The sequence below is a fragment of the Pontibacterium sp. genome (assembly GCF_964228735.1).
Taxonomy (GTDB): domain Bacteria; phylum Pseudomonadota; class Gammaproteobacteria; order Pseudomonadales; family Balneatricaceae; genus Pontibacterium.
Genome location: NZ_CAXRBQ010000167.1, coordinates 26054 through 44662, shown reverse-complemented (window position 1 = coordinate 44662; position 18609 = coordinate 26054). Strand labels below are relative to the sequence as shown.

Annotated in this window: 16 protein-coding genes; 8 read left to right on the top strand and 8 right to left on the bottom strand. The window is 52.2% G+C overall.

Annotated features, from left to right (window positions below; genetic code table 11):
• Window positions 1–246: 246 nt before the first annotated feature.
• Window positions 247–564, top strand: coding sequence for a hypothetical protein (locus ACEQ15_RS18165; protein WP_370280675.1), 318 nt, complete (start codon window positions 247–249; stop codon window positions 562–564).
• A gap of 50 nt (window positions 565–614) precedes the next feature.
• Here ACEQ15_RS18165 and ACEQ15_RS18160 read toward each other — a convergent pair whose 3' ends face one another.
• The 4 genes from ACEQ15_RS18160 to elbB are packed head-to-tail and all read right to left on the bottom strand — an operon-like array spanning window position 615 to window position 5284.
• Window positions 615–1538 (bottom strand): hypothetical protein, encoded by a 924-nt coding sequence (locus ACEQ15_RS18160; RefSeq protein ID WP_370280674.1) that lies wholly within the window; start codon window positions 1536–1538, stop codon window positions 615–617.
• Window positions 1525–3672, bottom strand: a complete 2148-nt coding sequence (locus tag ACEQ15_RS18155; protein ID WP_370280673.1) for an EAL domain-containing protein — start codon at window positions 3670–3672, stop codon at window positions 1525–1527. The genes ACEQ15_RS18160 and ACEQ15_RS18155 overlap by 14 nt, the downstream gene beginning before the upstream one ends.
• Window positions 3669–4574: a phosphate/phosphite/phosphonate ABC transporter substrate-binding protein gene (locus tag ACEQ15_RS18150; protein ID WP_370280672.1), complete on the bottom strand. Its 906-nt coding sequence runs from the start codon at window positions 4572–4574 to the stop codon at window positions 3669–3671. The genes ACEQ15_RS18155 and ACEQ15_RS18150 overlap by 4 nt, the downstream gene beginning before the upstream one ends.
• A gap of 59 nt (window positions 4575–4633) precedes the next feature.
• Window positions 4634–5284 carry an isoprenoid biosynthesis glyoxalase ElbB gene (gene elbB / locus ACEQ15_RS18145; protein WP_370280671.1) on the bottom strand — a complete coding sequence of 217 codons (651 nt, stop codon included), beginning with the start codon at window positions 5282–5284 and terminating at the stop codon, window positions 4634–4636.
• 329 nt (window positions 5285–5613) lie between these two features.
• Here elbB and hemB point away from each other — a divergent pair, with 329 nt between their 5' ends.
• From hemB to ACEQ15_RS18115, 6 genes are all read left to right on the top strand, one after another.
• Window positions 5614–6624, top strand: coding sequence for a porphobilinogen synthase (gene hemB, locus ACEQ15_RS18140; protein WP_370280670.1), 1011 nt, complete (start codon window positions 5614–5616; stop codon window positions 6622–6624).
• A 49-nt stretch (window positions 6625–6673) separates the two neighbouring features.
• On the top strand, window positions 6674–8833 hold the full coding sequence (gene ppk1, locus ACEQ15_RS18135) for a polyphosphate kinase 1 (RefSeq protein ID WP_370280669.1): 2160 nt from the start codon (window positions 6674–6676) through the stop codon (window positions 8831–8833).
• Window positions 8834–9177: 344 nt separating this feature from the next.
• On the top strand, window positions 9178–9951 hold the full coding sequence (locus tag ACEQ15_RS18130) for an ABC transporter ATP-binding protein (RefSeq protein ID WP_370280668.1): 774 nt from the start codon (window positions 9178–9180) through the stop codon (window positions 9949–9951).
• Between the two features lie 40 nt (window positions 9952–9991).
• Window positions 9992–10750: an ABC transporter substrate-binding protein gene (locus tag ACEQ15_RS18125; RefSeq protein WP_370280667.1), complete on the top strand. Its 759-nt coding sequence runs from the start codon at window positions 9992–9994 to the stop codon at window positions 10748–10750.
• Window positions 10751–10803: 53 nt separating this feature from the next.
• Window positions 10804–11496 carry an ABC transporter permease gene (locus ACEQ15_RS18120; protein ID WP_370280666.1) on the top strand — a complete coding sequence of 231 codons (693 nt, stop codon included), beginning with the start codon at window positions 10804–10806 and terminating at the stop codon, window positions 11494–11496.
• Window positions 11493–12242 carry an ABC transporter permease gene (locus ACEQ15_RS18115; RefSeq protein WP_370280665.1) on the top strand — a complete coding sequence of 250 codons (750 nt, stop codon included), beginning with the start codon at window positions 11493–11495 and terminating at the stop codon, window positions 12240–12242. The genes ACEQ15_RS18120 and ACEQ15_RS18115 overlap by 4 nt, the downstream gene beginning before the upstream one ends.
• Before the next feature lie 96 nt (window positions 12243–12338).
• Here the strand turns inward: ACEQ15_RS18115 and ACEQ15_RS18110 are convergent, their stop codons facing one another.
• The 4 genes from ACEQ15_RS18110 to ACEQ15_RS18095 are packed head-to-tail and all read right to left on the bottom strand — an operon-like array spanning window position 12339 to window position 18006.
• Window positions 12339–12872 carry a hypothetical protein gene (locus tag ACEQ15_RS18110; RefSeq protein ID WP_370280664.1) on the bottom strand — a complete coding sequence of 178 codons (534 nt, stop codon included), beginning with the start codon at window positions 12870–12872 and terminating at the stop codon, window positions 12339–12341.
• Window positions 12865–14262: a hypothetical protein gene (locus ACEQ15_RS18105; protein ID WP_370280663.1), complete on the bottom strand. Its 1398-nt coding sequence runs from the start codon at window positions 14260–14262 to the stop codon at window positions 12865–12867. Before ACEQ15_RS18105 ends, ACEQ15_RS18110 begins: the two co-directional genes overlap by 8 nt.
• Window positions 14259–17192, bottom strand: a complete 2934-nt coding sequence (locus tag ACEQ15_RS18100; protein ID WP_370280662.1) for a hypothetical protein — start codon at window positions 17190–17192, stop codon at window positions 14259–14261. The genes ACEQ15_RS18105 and ACEQ15_RS18100 overlap by 4 nt, the downstream gene beginning before the upstream one ends.
• Before the next feature lie 28 nt (window positions 17193–17220).
• A complete protein-coding gene (locus ACEQ15_RS18095; protein WP_370280661.1) occupies window positions 17221–18006 on the bottom strand; it encodes a hypothetical protein in 786 nt (261 codons plus the stop codon).
• Between the two features lie 199 nt (window positions 18007–18205).
• Between ACEQ15_RS18095 and ACEQ15_RS18090 the strand changes: the two genes are divergently transcribed.
• Entirely contained in the window at window positions 18206–18538 is a 333-nt protein-coding gene (locus tag ACEQ15_RS18090) for a hypothetical protein (RefSeq protein ID WP_370280660.1), read from the top strand.
• The last annotated feature ends 71 nt before the right edge of the window (window positions 18539–18609 follow it).

Genomic DNA, 18609 nt, shown 5'->3' with positions numbered 1-18609 from the left:
GCGATTGTCAGTGGTCTGGTGTTCTCCACCATCCTGACGCTGATCGTGGTGCCGGTGCTTTATCGCCTGAGCATGGGGCGGGCAGCGCGTGCCAAACAGGCCCGACATCTGAGTTGAATCAAGACAGAAGAAATATTCCGTTTGCGAATGCGGTGAATACAGAAATCTGGTCTACGCTGGCATAAGACTTATTTGCGCAAGCCCGCCCTCTGTGACACTGATGACCACATCTCAAGGAGACGTTTTATGAGTATGGAAAACAACCGCCTGTTGATGCAGCTGGACAAATACCGCCGTGAAGTAAACCGTGAGGTGTTGAATCCGGCAATCTCCGAGCTGGCGTTGGAAGACCTTAAACCGATGCTGGGCATGGTGGCACAGGCGCGGGCGCAGTATGTGTCTGAGCTTTTAGAGGTGGCAAAACTATCAGGTAATAACCTGCCCACTCCTGAACAGATTCGTCAGTTGAAGGTGTGTCGGGAAACCTACGACGAGCTGGTGGCCGCCGCCAATGCACTGGAGACTGTGATTCAGCGTGGTTATCTGGATGTGAAAAACAGTTGAGGTGATACAGAGGCTAAGCAGCCTCTGTATGTTGTGTACTTCGGGACTGTTCAGAACTCGTAGCTGAGCTCAATGTTATAGCGGCGCTCGCCCTCATCCCCGCCGTTCAGGTGTTCCTCAACGGCGAATTCCATCTCGAAACCGCTGATCGGTGCTTCGTATTCTAGCTTCAGATGGGCGATCCAGCGCTCGTCATCGTCCCAGGTCCAGTCGGTCTCATCCTCGGCGCGCTCGGCATCCAATTCACGTTGCCAGAAGGGACCGGCGGTCAGCTCCCAGCCATCTACAGGTGTTATCCAGCTCAGGAACAGACCCGCTTCGTATTGCTGCTCCATCTCAGCTTCCTGCATTTTGTCGCGCTTGTCGTCGTGCCACAGGCTCAGGCGTTCCTGTTTGTACTCAATAAACGGGTGCAGGTAGAGCGCCGGAGACGGGGTGGAGTATTCACCGATTGCCTTAATCTCCCACTCGTAGCCTTTCAGGTCACCGCTACGTGCTTTGGCATCTTCGTGCAGCATGTTGGCGCCGTAGGATACATGCAGGTAACGGTCGTAGCGCGCTTTCAGCAACCAGCGGTCGGCTCCCAGAACACGGCCGGTGTCGTAACGCAGGCCAACGCCTGCATAGGTGATGCGGTCAAACTCGGTACGGGTCTTGTCCTTCTTGAGGCTGCCGTCCTCGTTTAGCTGCAGATCACGGTCTTTATTGCGCTTGAAAAGGTGGCCTACGCGACCGATATATTCCAGCTCGGGTACGCGGCTCTCGGTGGTGTAGGTGATCAGGGTGTCGACTTCTGTTTTGCGCTTTTGCTTGATCTTGCGTTTGTCGAAAGAGCCGCTGTCGTAAGTCGTTACATCGGAGATGGCACCGTCGGTGTATTTCAGATCCGTTTTGATCTCCCATCCTTCAGCGACCGCAGTCGATGCGAACAGGCAGGCACTGCTTAACAGCAGCAGTGCGTTAGAGCGGTTCATAGAGTGTTTCCTTGTCCAAGAGCTTCAGCAGCTGTTTGAGCGGTGCAGGTTTGGCGTACAGGTAACCCTGGGCATAGTGGCCGCCGCGGCTGTGTACAAAGTGCTGTTGGGATTCGGTTTCAATCCCTTCGGAGACGGTTTTGAGTCCCATGGAGTTGGCCAGCGTGATGATGGTTTCGATTACTTGGTCGCCCTGGCCGCGGTTCATCTCGGCGATAAAGCTGCGGTCGATCTTCAGGCCGTCGATCGGCAACGAGTGCAGGTAGCTGAGGGAGGAGTAGCCGGTGCCAAAGTCGTCGATCCAGATATCGGCCCCCACCTTTTTCCAGTCCCGTAGGGTATCGGCGCAGGACTGGATGTTTTCCATCATGCTGGTTTCGGTCAGTTCCAGATGCAGTGTATGTTTTGGTAGCCGATGACGCTGAATAATGTTGTGAATGGCGTCCTGAATGGCAGGCTCACGCAGTACCGCACCGGAGATGTTAACTGACAACTTGAAACGGTCGCGGCGTGGCATGATCTGCTGAATCAGATCAAGACAGGCGTGCTCTAGTGTCCACAGGGTCAGGGGCATGATCTGGTCGGTTTTTTCGATCAATGGGATAAACGTATCCGGTGCAATTGGCCCGCGTTCCGGATGCTCCCAGCGGATCAGAGCCTCTGCACCGACGATGTCACCGTTTTCCATATCCACAATTGGCTGGTAGGCCAGCTTCAGTTCGCCCTTGTGCATCGCATCGCGCACACCCTGCTGAATCAGCATCTTACTGATCACTTCATTGTTCATCTGTGGCTCAAAGAAGCGGTGGCGTTTGCGGCCGGAGTGCTTGGCAGCGTACATGGCGATGTCGGCCTGTTTCAGCAGTTCGGTTACGCTGCGGCCGTGTTCCGGGAACAACGTAATGCCCACGCTGGCCGAAACGGTGTAACGCCGGTCTTCAATGGTGAAGCTGTGGTCGAGCACGTCGGCAATACGCGTGGCGATGCGGCTGATCTGCTGTCGGTCTTTGCAGTTGGGCAACATCATCACGAACTCATCGCCGCCCAAACGGGCCAGCAACAGGCTTTCCGGCACCGGGAAGTCGATGTTTTCCGCTTCAGTGACCAACAGGTTGGTGAGGCGGTTACCGGCCTGGATCAGCAACTTATCCCCCACCTCGTGGCCGGCTACGTCGTTAACCTGCTTGAAGTGGTCCAGGTCGATGAACAGCACGGCGACCTGGTTGTTGTGGCGGTCGGCCCAACTCAGCATCTTGTTGAGCTCTTCGTTGAACATACGCCGGTTGGGTAGTTGGGTCAGTGCATCGTGGTATGCGAGCCGTTCTACCTGACTGCGGGAACGGTTGATCGAGTCTTTCATCTCCTCCAGGGCATCGCCCAGCAGGCCAAACTCGTCGTTCCGCTCCAGCTTGAAGTGGATCTGGCTTTCGCCTGCCGCATAGCGGCGACAATGGTCCACCAGTTGGCGAATGGGCGCCAGCAGGTGCTGAGAAAGGAAGAACACCAGTGCCATCGCCGCGGCAAGTAGCAGGATGATGATGCTGAGTGATGTGATAACAATACTGTTGCGCAATTCCTTGCCCTGCAGTGCCAAATCGGCGCTCATCTCACGGATGTCTTCCTCGGCTTCGGTGTAGGTGATGGCGATGCGCAGCACCGCAAAAGTGGTTTCACCGGAGTGGATGGGTTGGGCGATATGGATGTACTGGCCGATCTTACGGGTATCAGGCTCCAGCGTAACCGGTAGGCCGGGCGGCAGCAGTTCGCTGATATGGCGGCCGTAGTTGTGCAATTCGGCGCTGCCGTCGTGAATGACGGTACCGCTCGTGTTGTAGATGTAGGTGTAGGCTACATTGGTGTTGCGTGACAATGCTTCCAGCTGTTCCTGAATGGAACTGAAGTCGGAGCCGTACACTGCCGTGTCCAGGTTGTTGGCCAGAGATTCTGCCACCAACTGCGCATCGCGGATCAGCTGCTTTTCTACCGCGTCGGTCAGGTGATGTTGCCCCTCTTCGATGGCCGCGTGGGCATACCGTTCCAGGTAGAAGATATTCACCAGCAATACGCAGCAACCCACCAGTGCGGTCATGGCGGCCAGCAGGATGCCGTAGCGTGTGGCGATAGAGTGTTTCATTCAGCCCAGTTCCGGCTGTTGTTGTAGATCTCAGCAAGCAGTTTGGGTACATCGTCATTGAGTGCTTCAAACCCGCTGGTTTTTTCGTAGCGCGACAGCAGTTTGCCGTGGCTGTCCGGGGTCATGCCTAGCAACAGGGCTTTAAGGGCAGCAGCCCGTTCAGCGCTAAGTTTACTGCTGACCAGCTCCAGCGCCCGCGGATAGGGTTTGGAGCGGTAGATAATGCGTAGTTCCGCTTTTAGGGCTTCTGGCACTCGGCCAGGATTTTGCCAGTCGCCATCGTTAAGGGCACCGGCTTCCACCAGTTGTTTGTGCACCCAGAGCAGGTTGTTCTTTTCGTTGCGGCTGAACAGGTAGTTGACCTTGTTGCTGTCCTGCTCGGCGTGCAGGCCTTTGATCTGGTTAAGACGCTGCCCTTGCTTCTCGAGAATCAGGCGGGGTAGGTAGTAACTGCTGAAGGAGTTGTTGTGCTCGAAGGCGATCCGTTTGCCGTTCAGATCCTGCAGGCTTTTCAGGCCGGAGTCCTTGTGGGTGTAGATCAGGGTCTGATAGCGCTGCTGACGTGACTTCCACTTCATCACCAGGGGCACCGCGTCTGCTTCATGCACCAGCACCGCGGCGCTGTAAGGGGTTTCAGTCACCCAGTGCACATCGCCGTTCTTGACCGCTTCGACCAGTTCATCCAGCTCGGAAAACAGGCGCACCTCGGCACGGGTAATACCCACGTGGCCCAGCTGCTTGGCAACGTACTTTGCCATTGGGCGTAACTGCTTGAAGTCTTTCTTGGGACGGTCGCTGAGCTGTGCGAGCACCAAAGTCTCGGCAGCCACATGCGAAGTGATCAGGAGTGTGGACAGGCAGATCATCCTGATCAGGTTGCGCAAACTACGGCGATACAACATAACTACTTCCTGTATCGGAGCACGGCTGTTTCCGTGCTCCGGGTGAGGCGGGGATTCTATCAGGCCATGTCGATCACAGCATCAACCAGCTTGTTGATGCCGGAGGCTGCTTCCGAGATCGAACCTGCCAGCATGTATGCGGGCGTGGTCACGACTTTCTTGTCGGTGTCGGTCACCGTCTCATTCACAGGACAGGCCTGGTGTTTGCCGCCCATCGCTTCGATCGCTGCGGCGGTATCCGCATCGGTGCCGATGGTGCAGGTGGTGCCTTCGCCAAACAGCAGTGGGGTCATGGCCGGTGCAATGCAGATCAGACCAACCGGTTTACCTGCGGCATGCATCGCTTTGGTAAAGCGGGCAACGTCTTCGTTTACGCTGCAGTTTGCGCCTTCCACGGCAAAGTTGCTGAGGTTTTTGGCGGCGCCAAATCCGCCCGGGATAATCAGGGCGTCGTAGTCGTCTGGGTTGGCATCGGCCAGATCGAGAATATTGCCACGCGCCAGACGGGCGGCTTCAACCAGAACATTGCGGCTCTCATTGGCTTCCTCACCTTTAAGGTGATCGATAACGTGCAGCTGCTCGATATTGGGTGCCATGCACTGATAGCTGCCGCTGTTCTGCTCGATACGCAGCAGTGTCAGGACTGACTCGTAGATCTCTGATCCATCAAAAACACCACATCCTGCCAGAATTACCGCAACTTTTTTCATGCTGAGATCCTCTCTTGAACTGAAAAGCATTTAGACCTGATCAGATAGAATGACCTGTAATTGTGACAACCGTCATTACGCCATAGGTATGACCGGGCCGGTAGGAAATACGCTAACTACTTACCACCAGATTACGTTAAGATTTGGGCTAATACCACGCGCCCTCTGGTCCGGCAGGCTCTGTCGGGATGCGTATCGTAAGGGGCGCCGCGCTGATTTTCATTGCCACCGATCAGGTTATTGAATGAACAACCGTCAAATAAGGCAGTGGAGTCATATTTCTGTCATGTTTTTCGAGTCCAATCTCGTGCGAAAGAAGGATGTTGCCCGTGGCCTTTAACAATAGCCAGCGTTTCTACCCTGAAACCCGTATGCGCCGTATGCGTGCTGATGATTTCTCCCGTCGTCTGATGCGGGAAAACACCCTGACCCCGGATGATCTGATCTACCCGGTGTTTGTGATTGAGGGCCAGAACGAAACCGAGATCGTACCGTCTATGCCAGGCGTAGAGCGCATGAGCATCGATCTGCTGGTGAAGGAAGCCAAAGAGCTAGTGTCCCTGGGTGTGCCTGCTGTGGCGCTGTTCCCGGTGACCCCGCTGGATGCTAAATCTGAATTCGCTGAAGAAGCTTACAACCCGGACGGTCTGGCACAGCGCACCGTTAAAGCGTTGAAAGATGCCTGTCCTGAGCTGGGCGTGATCACCGATGTGGCGCTGGACCCGTTCACCACCCACGGCCAGGACGGCATCATCGACGAGAACGGTTACGTGCTGAATGACCGCACCGTGGACACGCTGGTGCAGCAGGCGCTGTCTCATGCGGAAGCCGGTGCTGATGTGGTGGCACCAAGTGACATGATGGATGGCCGTATCGGCTCCATTCGTGATGAGCTGGAAAGCAACGGTCACGTAAACACCCGCATCATGTCGTATGCTGCTAAGTACGCAAGTGCTTACTACGGCCCGTTCCGCGATGCGGTGGGATCTGCTGGCAACCTGGGTAAAGGTAACAAGTTTAACTACCAGATGGACCCGGCCAACAGTGACGAAGCCCTGCATGAAGTAGCTATGGATCTGGCAGAGGGCGCCGATATGGTGATGGTCAAACCGGGCATGCCGTATCTTGATATCGTACGCCGGGTGAAGGATGAACTGTCAGCGCCGACCTTTGTGTACCAGGTCAGCGGTGAATACGCGATGCATATGGCCGCGTTCCAGAACGGCTGGCTGGATGAGAAGTCAGTGATGATGGAATCGTTGATTGCCTTCAAGCGCGCGGGTGCCGACGGTGTGTTGACCTACTTTGCGAAACGCGCAGCACAGCTGATGAATGAGTAATCGGTAGCCAAAATCCAATAGGGCTGCTGATCAGAAAGGAGTTTGAGTAATGGTTGAAGATACCGCAGTACAGAGCAGTGAAGCGGCAGTAGCCCTGCTGGAGAGCCGTGAGAGCGTACCTACCACCGAACCGGTGGAGGAAACCCCGGTTGACCTCAAGGCCCCCGAGCTATACATCAACCGCGAGCTGAGTCACCTGCAGTTCAACATCCGTGTGCTGGAACAGGCGCTGGATGAAAATCACCCGCTGCTCGAACGGCTGATGTTCCTGCTTATCTTCTCCAGCAACCTGGACGAATTCTTTGAGATCCGTGTCGCCGAGCAGCTGCACCAGCTGAAATACGGCCGTGAAGCGGTGGGGCCGGATGCGATGCACCCGGAAAAAATCATCAGCCGCATCTCCGAAATCTGCCATGCGCAGATCGAACGTCAGTACCAGATCCTCAACGAGATTCTGTTCCCGGAGATGGAAGCCGAAGGCATTCATTTCCTGCGTCGTCGTCTGTGGACCGACGAGCAGCGCGAGTGGATCCGCCAGTACTTCGAGAACAATGTGGTACCGGTACTCAGCCCGGTGGGTCTAGACCCGTCGCACCCGTTCCCACGTCTGGTTAACAAGAGCCTTAACTTTATCGTTGAACTGGATGGCAAAGACGCCTTTGGCCGCCAGACCGGTATGGCGATTATCCCGGCACCGCGTTCGCTGCCGCGTCTGGTACGTCTGCCGGATGAGATCTGCGAAGGTGAGGGCGATCACCTGATCTTCCTCTCCTCCCTGATCCACGAATTTGCCGATGAACTGTTCCCGGGTATGAAGGTGAAAGGCTGCTTCCAGTTCCGTATCACCCGTAATGCCGACCTGACCTTCGACTTCGAAGAGATCGAAGATCTGGCCAACACCCTGCGTGGTGAGCTGCACTCCCGTAAATACGGTGATGCGGTGCGCCTTGAGGTGGACAGCCGTACGCCGGAAGAGTTGATCTCCTTCCTGCAGCAGGAATTCACTTTGAACGAGAGTCAGACCTACCGTGTCAACGGCCCGGTGAACCTGACCCGTATGATGGCGGTGCGTGATCTGGTGGAGCGCAACGACCTGCGCTACAAACCGTTCTCTCCGGGGATTCCGGGCAAGCTGAAGGATCAGAAGGATATCTTCACTGCACTGAAGCAGAGCGACCAGTTGTTGCTGCACCCATTCCAGTCGTTTATTCCGGTAGTCGATCTGCTGCGTCAGTCTGCCAAGGATCCCAATGTCGTGGCGATCAAGCAGACGTTGTACCGTACCGGTGTGAAGTCCGACATCGTTAACGCGCTGGTGGAAGCGGCCCGTAGCGGTAAAGAGGTGACTGTGGTTATCGAGCTGCGTGCCCGCTTCGATGAGGAGAGTAACCTGCACCTGGCCAGCCGCCTGCAGGAGGCCGGCTGCTTGGTTGTCTACGGTGTGGTGGGTTACAAGTGCCACGCCAAGGCGATGCTGATCGTGCGCCAGGAAGGCAACAAACTGGTACGTTACTCGCATCTGGGTACCGGCAACTACCACTCCGGTACCGCGCGCCTGTACACCGACTACAGCTTCCTTACCGCCGATCAGGAAGTGGGTGAAGACGTACACAAAGTGTTCCAGCAGCTGACCGGTATGGGCAAGATCCAGAAACTGAAGAAGTTGTACAACGCACCGTTCACCTTGCATGCAAAAATGCTGGAGATGATCCAGCGAGAGGCACGTCATGCCAAGTCCGGAAAAGACGCGCATATCATGGTGAAGGTGAATGGTCTGACCGAGCCGAAGCTGATCCGTGCGCTGTACGACGCGTCGCGCGCAGGTGTAAAAATCGACTTGGTTATTCGTGGCATGTGTCGTTTGCGTCCGGGTATCCCGGATCTGTCCGAGAACATCCGTGTCCGTTCGATTATCGGCCGCTTCCTGGAGCATACCCGCGTGTGTTACTTCGCCAACAACGGCAAACCGGAAGTGTTTGCTGCGAGTGCCGACTGGATGGAACGTAACATGCTCAACCGTGTGGAAACCGGCTTCCAGCTGTTTGGTAAAAACGCTGACCGTCTGAAGAAAGAGATGGATTACTACATGATGGACAACACCCAGGCATGGGACCTGCACGCCGACGGTAGTTATACACAGGCGCATCCGGCGGAAGGTGAAGAGCCGTTCTCTGCACAGCAGGCGTTGCTGGACGATTTCGCACGCTGAGACCTACCCTCTCAGACAACAGCCTCGATGGAGGCTGTTGTCTTTTCCCCATCGCTCCTTCTAACACAAGCACATTTCCTTTCCCTGCGATTTACTATTTTTTGTATTTTCCAGCTACCCTCTATCTGGCGTATAACTGTTCTAAACGTGACGCATATCGCACTATTGTTGCAGGCATATGACTCTATGGTCGCCAATTGCGCTTTTAGTAAATATCCGTCAGAATTGACCTCTTTTATTTCTTATGGGAAATAAGTGTTTCTAATCCTGCATGGGTGACCCCCGGCAGTAGACCGCCAAGTACGTGTTAAAAAGCGCGTCAGACATGGCTTAGGAATCAGATTATGATCAACCAGCAACCGGCACTTGAGCTTGTTGATATCCACAAATCGTACGGTGCAATTGAGGTCCTGAAAGGGGTCTCCCTGACCGCCAACGAAGGCGACGTAGTCTCCATCCTGGGCTCCAGTGGCTCCGGTAAGAGTACGCTGCTGCGCTGTATCAACTTACTTGAGCGTCCAAATCAGGGACAGATCCGCGTTGGCGGAGAAGAGCTGGCCCTAAAACCTGCCAAAGACGGCGCGCTGGTGGCTGCTGACCGCAAACAACTCGAAAAGATGCGTTCCCGCATCGGGTTTGTGTTCCAGCAGTTCAATCTGTGGCCGCACAAAACAATCCTACAGAACATCATCGAATCTCCGATTCACGTACTGAAACAGCCGAAAGATCAGGCTGTTACCCGTGCACAGGAACTGCTGCGCAAGGTCGGTCTGTACGAGAAGCAGGATGTCTACCCGGGCAACCTGTCCGGTGGTCAGCAACAGCGTATCGCGATCGCCCGTACACTGGCGATGGATCCACAGCTGCTGCTGTTTGATGAACCGACTTCAGCACTCGACCCGGAACTGGTGAACGAAGTGTTGAGTGTTATGCGTGACCTGGCTGATGAAGGCCGCACGATGCTGATCGTAACGCACGAGATGCGATTTGCCCGTGATGTGTCTTCACAAGTAATTTTCCTGCATCAGGGACAGGTGGAAGAGTGCGGAACGGCCGAACAGGTCTTCGAAGCGCCTAAGTCCCAGCGCGTGCAGGACTTTATGTCCAGTCACCAGTAACAAAACAAACAACAATAAACTCAAAAGAGAGATAGTAGAGATGAAACTTCAGAAGCTGATCGGCGCTGTAGCGCTTATGGCAGGCTCCCTGATGATGGGATCCCAGGCAATTGCAGGCGACAAGCTGCGCATTGCAACTGAGGGTGCGTACGCGCCATTCAACATGGTCAACGCTCAGGGCGAACTGGAAGGTTTCGACGTTGATATCGCACGTGCACTGTGTGCAGAGATGAAAGCGGATTGCGAAATCGTTGCTCAGGACTGGGACGGTATTATCCCGGGTCTGCGTGCGCGCAAATATGATGCGATCGTCGCTTCTATGTCTATCACTGAAGAACGTCTGCGTGTTGTTGATTTCACCGACCCATACTACTCCAACGTGCTGGCATTCGTTGCGGCTAAAGGCAGCTCCGTTGACACCAGCAAAGACGGCCTGAAAGGCCTGACCATCGGTGCACAGCGTGCAACCATCGCCGGTCAGTACCTGGAAGACAACCTGGGTGACATTGCTAACGTTAAACTGTACGACACTCAGGACAATGCGTACCTTGACCTGAACGCAGGCCGTCTGGACGTATTGCTGTCTGATAAGTTCCCAGCGTATGACTGGCTGCAGACCGATGCGGGTAACGGCTTTGAGTTTAAAGGCGAAGACATCGACATCAACGACAAGATCGGTATCGCGCTGCGTAAAGGCGACAAGTGGAAAGCTCGCATCAACGATGCACTGAAAGCGATCGTTGAAAACGGTACTTACGCGAAGATCAACGCGAAGTACTTCCCATTCTCCATCTACTGATCTGACTGCGGGGACGGCTGCACGGCTGTCCCTGCCACAATCCGGTTAATTACATGGATCTGCAAGGATTTGGGCACCTCCTGGTCTCCGGTACATGGGTGACGATACAGCTGGCTTTGGCCAGTCTCGTATTCGGCCTGATGTTCGGTTTGATGGGCGCTGCCGCTAAACTCTCCCCATTTCGTGTCCTGCGTTATATGGCCACGCTCTACACCACGCTGGTGCGTGGTATTCCGGAGCTGTTGCTGGTACTGACGCTCTACTTCGGTGGCTCCCAGCTGCTGATGTGGTTTATGGGTTTCTTCGGCTACGACGAATACATCGAGATCAGCCCCTTCATCGCGGGTGTGGGTGCGCTGTCGATCGCCTTTGGTGCTTATGCCACCGAGGTGTTTCGTATGGCGATGCTGGCCATCCCGAAAGGGCAGTGGGAATCGGCCTATGCCTTTGGCATGAGTCCGGTGCAGACCTTCTTCCGGATTATCCTACCGCAGCTCTGGCGTCTGGCGATTCCAGGGCTGGGTAACTTGTTCCAGGTCCTGCTGAAAGATACCGCACTGGTATCTGTCGTGGGCCTGAACGACCTGATGCGACAGGCTTATGTTGCTTCTGGCTCCACCAAAGAGCCGTTTACCTTCTACATGGCGGCGGCCCTGATCTACCTGGGTCTGACCGTTCTGGCCACGTTGACCACTCAATTTCTGGAACGTCGTGCTGATCCGGCAGGCAAAGGAGCACGTGCATGAGTTGGGAATGGGGCATAATTATCGAATATTTACCCCGTCTGCTGGACGGTGCCTGGCTGACGCTTGAGTTGGTACTGGTCTCCGGGCTGATGGGGTTGGCACTGGCCGTGCCGATCGCGCTGGCGCGTTCATCCGATAACTTCTGGGTCCGTGCACTGCCGTTTGCTTACATCTTCTTTTTCCGTGGTACACCGCTGTTGGTGCAGATCTTCCTGATCTACTACGGAGCATCCCAGTTTGATGCGGTGAAAGAGTCGGCACTTTGGGTTGTGCTGAAAGAGCCATACTGGTGTGCGATTATCGCTTTCACCCTGAACACCGCTGCGTACAGCGCCGAGCTGTTTCGTGGTGCGATCCAGGCGATCCCGAAAGGTGAAATTGAAGCCGCAAAAGCGATGGGTATGAGCCCGCCACTGATGATCCGTCGTGTTGTACTGCCACGTGCCTTTGGTATCGCACTGCCGGCGTACGGTAACGAGATGGTACTGATGCTGAAGGGTAGTGCACTGGCGTCCACCATCACGCTGCTGGATCTGACCGGTATGGCACGTACCATTATCGCCCGTACCTATACCCCGCTGGAGATGTTTATGGCGGCAGGTCTGGTTTACCTGGTGATCGGTGCTGCGATGATCGGCATCTTCCGTCTCATCGAATACCGCTTTAACCGCTACCAGTACTACAAGCACACACCGCTGCCGGCCAACATCGACCCGCAGCTGCGTGATGAGCACATCGACGACTAAATCAACACTGAGTCTAGGGTTCCGAGAAGCAAAATTTTACCCTTGGAACCTATGACTTAGTTGGTTTAGGCGGTGGACTACTACGTTTAAGATCACCTACTTTGCCCCAAACACCTCATCAAAGAAGCCGATACCGGCAGCAGTCAGCACCAGACTGCCCTTAGCGTTGCGATAAGCGATGTTCCTGGCTTCAAGTACTTTTCGAGACTCATCAATTAATCCTCCCTTGAGCCCACATGCTCGCAAGATATCTTGCTTTTCTTCCGTATCAATTTGTTCAAGTAGTTTGTCATTCACGCCAGCCTCATGGGTCGTAAGCAATGCAAACTCATAACCGCACTCTTGGACACCACGCGCCAAAACCATCAGCAAAGATTGAATCTTCATCGCGACATCACTGTATGCCTCATCTCGCTCCAGTGAGCGAATAAAAACAAAACCTTCTCGAAGGACAAGCTGATAACCGATGCTTTCATAGTGTTCCCGATAATAACTGTCGTAGTTTTTAAACAGTTCTTCGTAAAGCTCATCGGGCTGCAAGGATCCATCGCTTCGATAGGACCTCTCATTGATCACTCGCCCGTTTACTAGCTCGCGGTATATTTGTTGGCTAAGTGACATATTAATCATGAGTCATACCCTTTAAGGCTAGGGGGAAATACTCCAGACAGTGCCCCTGATAACGTATCCGATTTAATGAGAACCGTGGCTTCAATGGGGTATCAAGGCGGCTGCGAAGCCAACCTAACCCCTCTAGCAGGTCTGGTAGTGCGTAGTCATCCAGCCTCTCGGTAAGGTAGCCATGAATGTGCTGGTGAACATCAGTTTCGTCTTGAGTTATCTCACAAGACTCCATTAGAACTTGGATATGCTGTTTACGCCGCATCAACAATTGCTCCTGTTGATAGCGGTCATCATTCTGGCGATCTAACCTTGCCAACTCCGATTCCTGATTCTTGCGAAGTTTCGGAAGGGCCACTCGAAGGTGTTCGTCAAAGCACTGAGCGTGGTTGATATCACCCCATTCAAGACGCGCATCAAAGCGCATTTTTTTTAGGCCTGCAAAGATCTTCCCATAGTTAAATACATCTAAACGGCTATCAAGATACTTACTGTTGAGCTTCCCATCGTGGAGAGTCAATACTTCGTCTCTCAACTTATTGAAAATGCTTTCAATACAATCATATTGGTGCCGTTGCCTAGCACTTTGGCGGACATATCGTTCCAGGGTCTTCCTTATCGCCTCGATGTCTTTGGCATAAGCTCGAATGCTATTTTTTGCGTAAAGGACTCGTTGGCTAACTGAAGGCATTCCAGCTTTTTGCAGTGTTGTCGCAATTTCTTCAACAGCTGTGAGTGCTGGGAATCCAGTCTTGATTTGTTCTCGCTCATTCAGAAACTGAAGCGTGGGCAATACATGCTTCTGATAGATTTGGTTGATCTCTTCTAACGCTTTTTTTGCCTTCAGAGTTTGTTCAAGATCTGCAATATCCTGTTCCTCGACAACTTTGGAAAGATGGTCGGCCTGCCCTTGAAGGCTGAGAACATTTTGTTTGATTCGGGCATGAGCATTTCTCAGTCTCTCGAAAAGAACCACTAATACCTGTTCAAACTCTTCGTCTCCCTGAAGGATATGACACTCTTGCAGTCGCTTCAGGCTGTTGTTTAGGTCAGAGCGAAGAACTTCAAGCTGTTCACTGGATAGTTCTCGCAGCCGGCTACGATCAAAATGGCGAAACATCTCTATTACAAAGGGTTGAAATACCATCACCGATCGATGGCGATCCACTTCCATAAGTAGCCCAGAATGGGCCAAATTATCGATATCTAAGGTCTGTCTGAGTCTTTTCTGGTCTCGCTCCTGTTCGACAGATTGAATTGCCCTGCGAACACGCTCGTAATAAAAACTAAGCGGAACCTCCCCCCCTTCCTGTTGTTCATCCAGATAATCGATAAGGTCCAAAAAAACATCCTTTTTTTCGATCATCGCAATGAGGGTTTTATCTGTGGAGACGATCATGAAACAACCTCAGGCATAGGTTGCTGCGACTCCTTAAAAAGTCGCTCACAATAACTGTGATAAACGACACGACGCCGGTTGTTATAACTTGCTGTAGTAGCCCGAAACGACCCAAGATTCACGTAGTTTTTCACCGCTTGGACTATTTCTGATGAGATATCAGGACTGGCACCGAACAGCACAAATCCATGTTCTTCTGCGATACGAATCGCTGTCTTGAGGTTTTCCCTATCCAAAGAACCCATCTCATCCATAATAAGCGGTATACAGATCTGAGCATCGCTACGCAGCAAACGCTTAATCAAGACGGACAGAAGTAGACTGTTAACCATACTGGTGGTGCCGTTGGACTGCTCCTTATCGTCATAGATTTCCAGTCCCTCCAAGCGATAGCGGTAATAAACTTTCTGGATAATTTGGTCCATGCTCAAAGTCGGCCCGCCTTTCGCTGCTTTCTTAAAGAACTCCTCGCAGAAGTCATTCAAACGGCTATAGAGCCTCGCATCATGCAGTTCCTCTGTGTAAAAATTAATTGTTTCAAGCTCTTTTAGCAGTTGTTCGAATCGCGGATGTAACGTTAGGCAAACCTGAACCTCAGCTAGGTTTGAGACCTGATAGTCTTTAAACTGCTGATTGATTTCATGGCTGAACGTCTGGATCTGTTTCGCGGCACCTTTCAGCTCATCCATTTTTATGGAGGTCTCTTTGTTATGAGAGGCGACACGATCTCGGTAATTCAACCAACGTCCATCTAGCGTATCGAACTCCCTCCTAAATCGATCTCGGTAATGTTTAACATCTGCAAGGCCTAACTGCCGATACCCTTCACTTACATCCTCTTCCAACAGGTTTGCCTGAAGGAGTTTTGAAACACCATCGACGACCTCTTCGCCGAGTCTCTGAAGAGATCGAGTTTGTTCACGCAGAGAATCTATTGTTCTTTCTTCCACCTCCATCTTTTCTGGCTCAAGCAGGTCTTTCCAGAGGTCGATAATTCGAGCATGCGTGTCCTTAATACTGGCCAAATGCGACAAACGACTATTAACTTCTGCTTGCTGTTTCTCATCGGCTTTGAAAGCTTCCTCTTCGGCAGTTAACTCACGACTAAGTACATCATGCTTCCCTTTCAACTCCTTTAATTCTTGGCTAAGAGCATTGGATTGTTGCTCAAAGTCTTGGAGTTGATCTTGATACTCGGCGGCTTGGGACTGATGGGTCGTATAGGCTTTGACCAACTCCACGTCCGCCTTGACGCTTTCAACCTCTTTCCTTTTCTGCGTAAGATGTTGTTCCAAGTCAGCTGAGGACTGTTTTCCCAGTGCATTGAGGTTTCTCAACTCCTTCTGAACCTTTTGTTGCTGTTTGCGAACGTCATCCAGCCTAGCCTTAAGGTCCATACGATTTTTCTGTGCATCAAAAGGAACAAAGGGTAGGTCAGGGAATGCTTCGTTAAGGAAGCAGAGCTTGCCGCCGTCTTCTCCGAAAAGGGCAGAAAACTGTTGAATAATTTCCAACTGATCGCCTGATGGCTGTACCCTTAACTGCGAGAAGCTTTGATTAATGCTGTATAGCACTGCCGCACTGTCGCTGGAAACGTGTTCAAGCAATGCTGGGGTTCTTCCTTCGAGTAGAGAAACCAATCCTTCCTCTTGGGACTGTAGCCGTCTGCTCTCCCTGATGAGATTTTCCATACGGCGCTGCCGGGCTTCGGCAGACTGTAAATTCCCTATGTCCTCCTCAAGCTCCTGACGATAGCCCACTAACGCCTCTACAATCTGATCATTACTAAAGCTTTCGGGGTACTCACGGACTATCGTAGCAATGCGTTTGAGCCTGTTCTGAGTAGATTCTGCCGCTCTGTGGATGGCTTTTTGCTGACCAGATATATCTTTAAACTCACCATCCTTCTGGCCAAAAAGCTTCCGATTCCCCTCAAATTCTTGGTACTTCTCCCGGTATTTCTGTTTACCATCCTTCACCGCTTGGGTAAGTCTATCCAAAGACCTGTTTAAATTGACTTCTACATTTACATAAAGCTGAGCAGCCCGCCTAGAGTCATGTTCATATTGCTTATAGTTGCTCTCGAACGCTCCCCAAGAGGGCAGATGATTCTGAAGATTCTGTAGTCGATCACCTTCTTCCTTGAGGCTGTGATACGCTTCTAGGATCTGATCAAAATCGATAGATACCTGTTCAGCTTCACGTTGCTTCTCGCCCTCGATGATAGTGGCAACGGCATTCGGCAACGTTTGATCATCCCGAGCACTAATATCAAACGCTAAATGAATCAGTTGTCGCCAAGCCTCTATTTCTCTTACCGTCCCTCCTTGCTTTAGAGGTAAAAGGCAATATCGACCAAGCAAGGGATCTAGAGGTTTTTCAGAAAACAGCCGATCTTTTATCGTTTTAACATCGCCCAGCTGCTCTCCACCCAGTTGCTTGAGCTCTGAAAGCAGTGATTTCAGAGACAGCGACTCCTTGGGTCCTCCCAAGCCTTCGTTTTCATTACTAGCAAAGTCCCAAAATAGGTTCCGTATCATTTCGTATTCACACGGCACCGCCATACGGCCATAGCTGAATTCTCTGTTGGCGCGATGGAGAACCAGACAAAAAGTACCGTGAACATTTTCGGCTTCTAAGATGATGAAGGAGTGGTCTTCGGGAAAGTAATAGCCGTAACTTTCCTGACCATCGTACTCACTGCCATTGGCCCCCTTAAAGCCAAATTTTTTCTCACAGCGCCGGAAATTCTCTTCTGGCAATAAGAATAGCTTTAGGGCATTTAGCATTGATGTTTTGCCGAGGTTGTTACGTCCGAACAATGCCGTATGTTGATCCACTCGAATTTCTGTATAGGCATAGGCCGCACTGTTAACAAAGACCAGTTGGCGTATGGTGAAATAATCCTGAAAGGCACCTGCCTGGTGCATAAGCGTTATCCTTAAGTTCCGAGAGTTTTTACAGATAGGTTTCTTGCTCGAGAGTGCGCCCAGCACTTCTAAGTACTTGGATAGCACGATCTAAATCCGGGTGACGCCCTGCATATCGTGATAGATCTGTACGTTCCTGGAGTGATAGAGGTCTAGATGATCCGGTAAGGCGATCTTCAATATCCTCTGGTAAGAGAAAGCGGATATTTAGATCGCCAGTCATTTCGAACAGCGTAGAGAACATCTTCACGCCGCCCAGGTCTGGGTCAAATAAACAGCTGATACTCTGATACTCTTCTAGAAAAGATCGGTGCAGAGAGTTCGTGATACTGTTTCCCTGCCCAAATATAAGGTCTACATCACCCATTTCGACAGGCATTACGCAGTGGTTGATTGCAAAAGTCAGTGTTTGCTGGAATGCAAGGAAGTTCTCTAAGTTCTCAACGATCAGAGCATGTGCGTTCAGGGCAACGGGACATTTCCAATCTTGATCACGGCAAAGCACCACCTGGGGGTGGCTAAATTCGATGCTGCGTAACAGGAGAAAGGAACCGCTTACGCGACTGCGATGACTATCGCCAGCTGAAGCGGCACTTATACGATCAGAATAGGAGACTTCGCTGTACCTAGCCCAGAGCTGGCAAAACGCCTCCTCGTTTTTTATTTGAACCCGATAACAATCCCGTTTCATCAACTCAGCGGTGAAGACCTGCTGGATCCAAGAGGGGGAATATCCGTCCCTCTCTAACAGCTTAACCAGCACGTCATAGTTGATCTGAAGGCCTGCTCGGATCTTGCTCAGATAAGCCGCCATCCGACTTAGCTTCGGTACTCCTGCCACTTTTCCATCCTTGAGCCCATACGCATCATCCTTTGGTTCTTTTTTGGAAACAAATCAATCATGTACCTAGAGAATAGCCTCAAATCATTGAGATAGCGATAACCGTACCCCTACCCACATGTGAGGAGAGATAATGCCCCTAAAGGGCTTACGCCAAGGTGGGGAATCGGAGATGAATATCCCAAAACCTGGATCAGTTGAGCAGAAAGGCATCCGCTGGAAACAACATCAAACAGTGCTAGGAGTAACCGGTTGGCTCGCTAACAGCGTGTATGAAGTCCAAACTATCCTGGGTGCTGATCACCAGGATCAGCTTATCGAATTGATTCGCATGTTCGGTGCCTATCAAGTCTGGCTCGCTGCAACAGTGCTGATAGCAATAATAGACCAACCGCTTGTCATCTCAACCTTCACCAAGCGGGATGTGACAGAGCAGGAGGAAAGCCATTCCCGTTACGCGGCTCTCTACTTTGCTTTGATCATAGCGATCGGTTGGGCGATCTAAGAGGGGGGAATACGGCTTTCTAGGCGGCGGCAATGTCACCTACCTATTGTTTGTCAATCTCTGCAAAACTC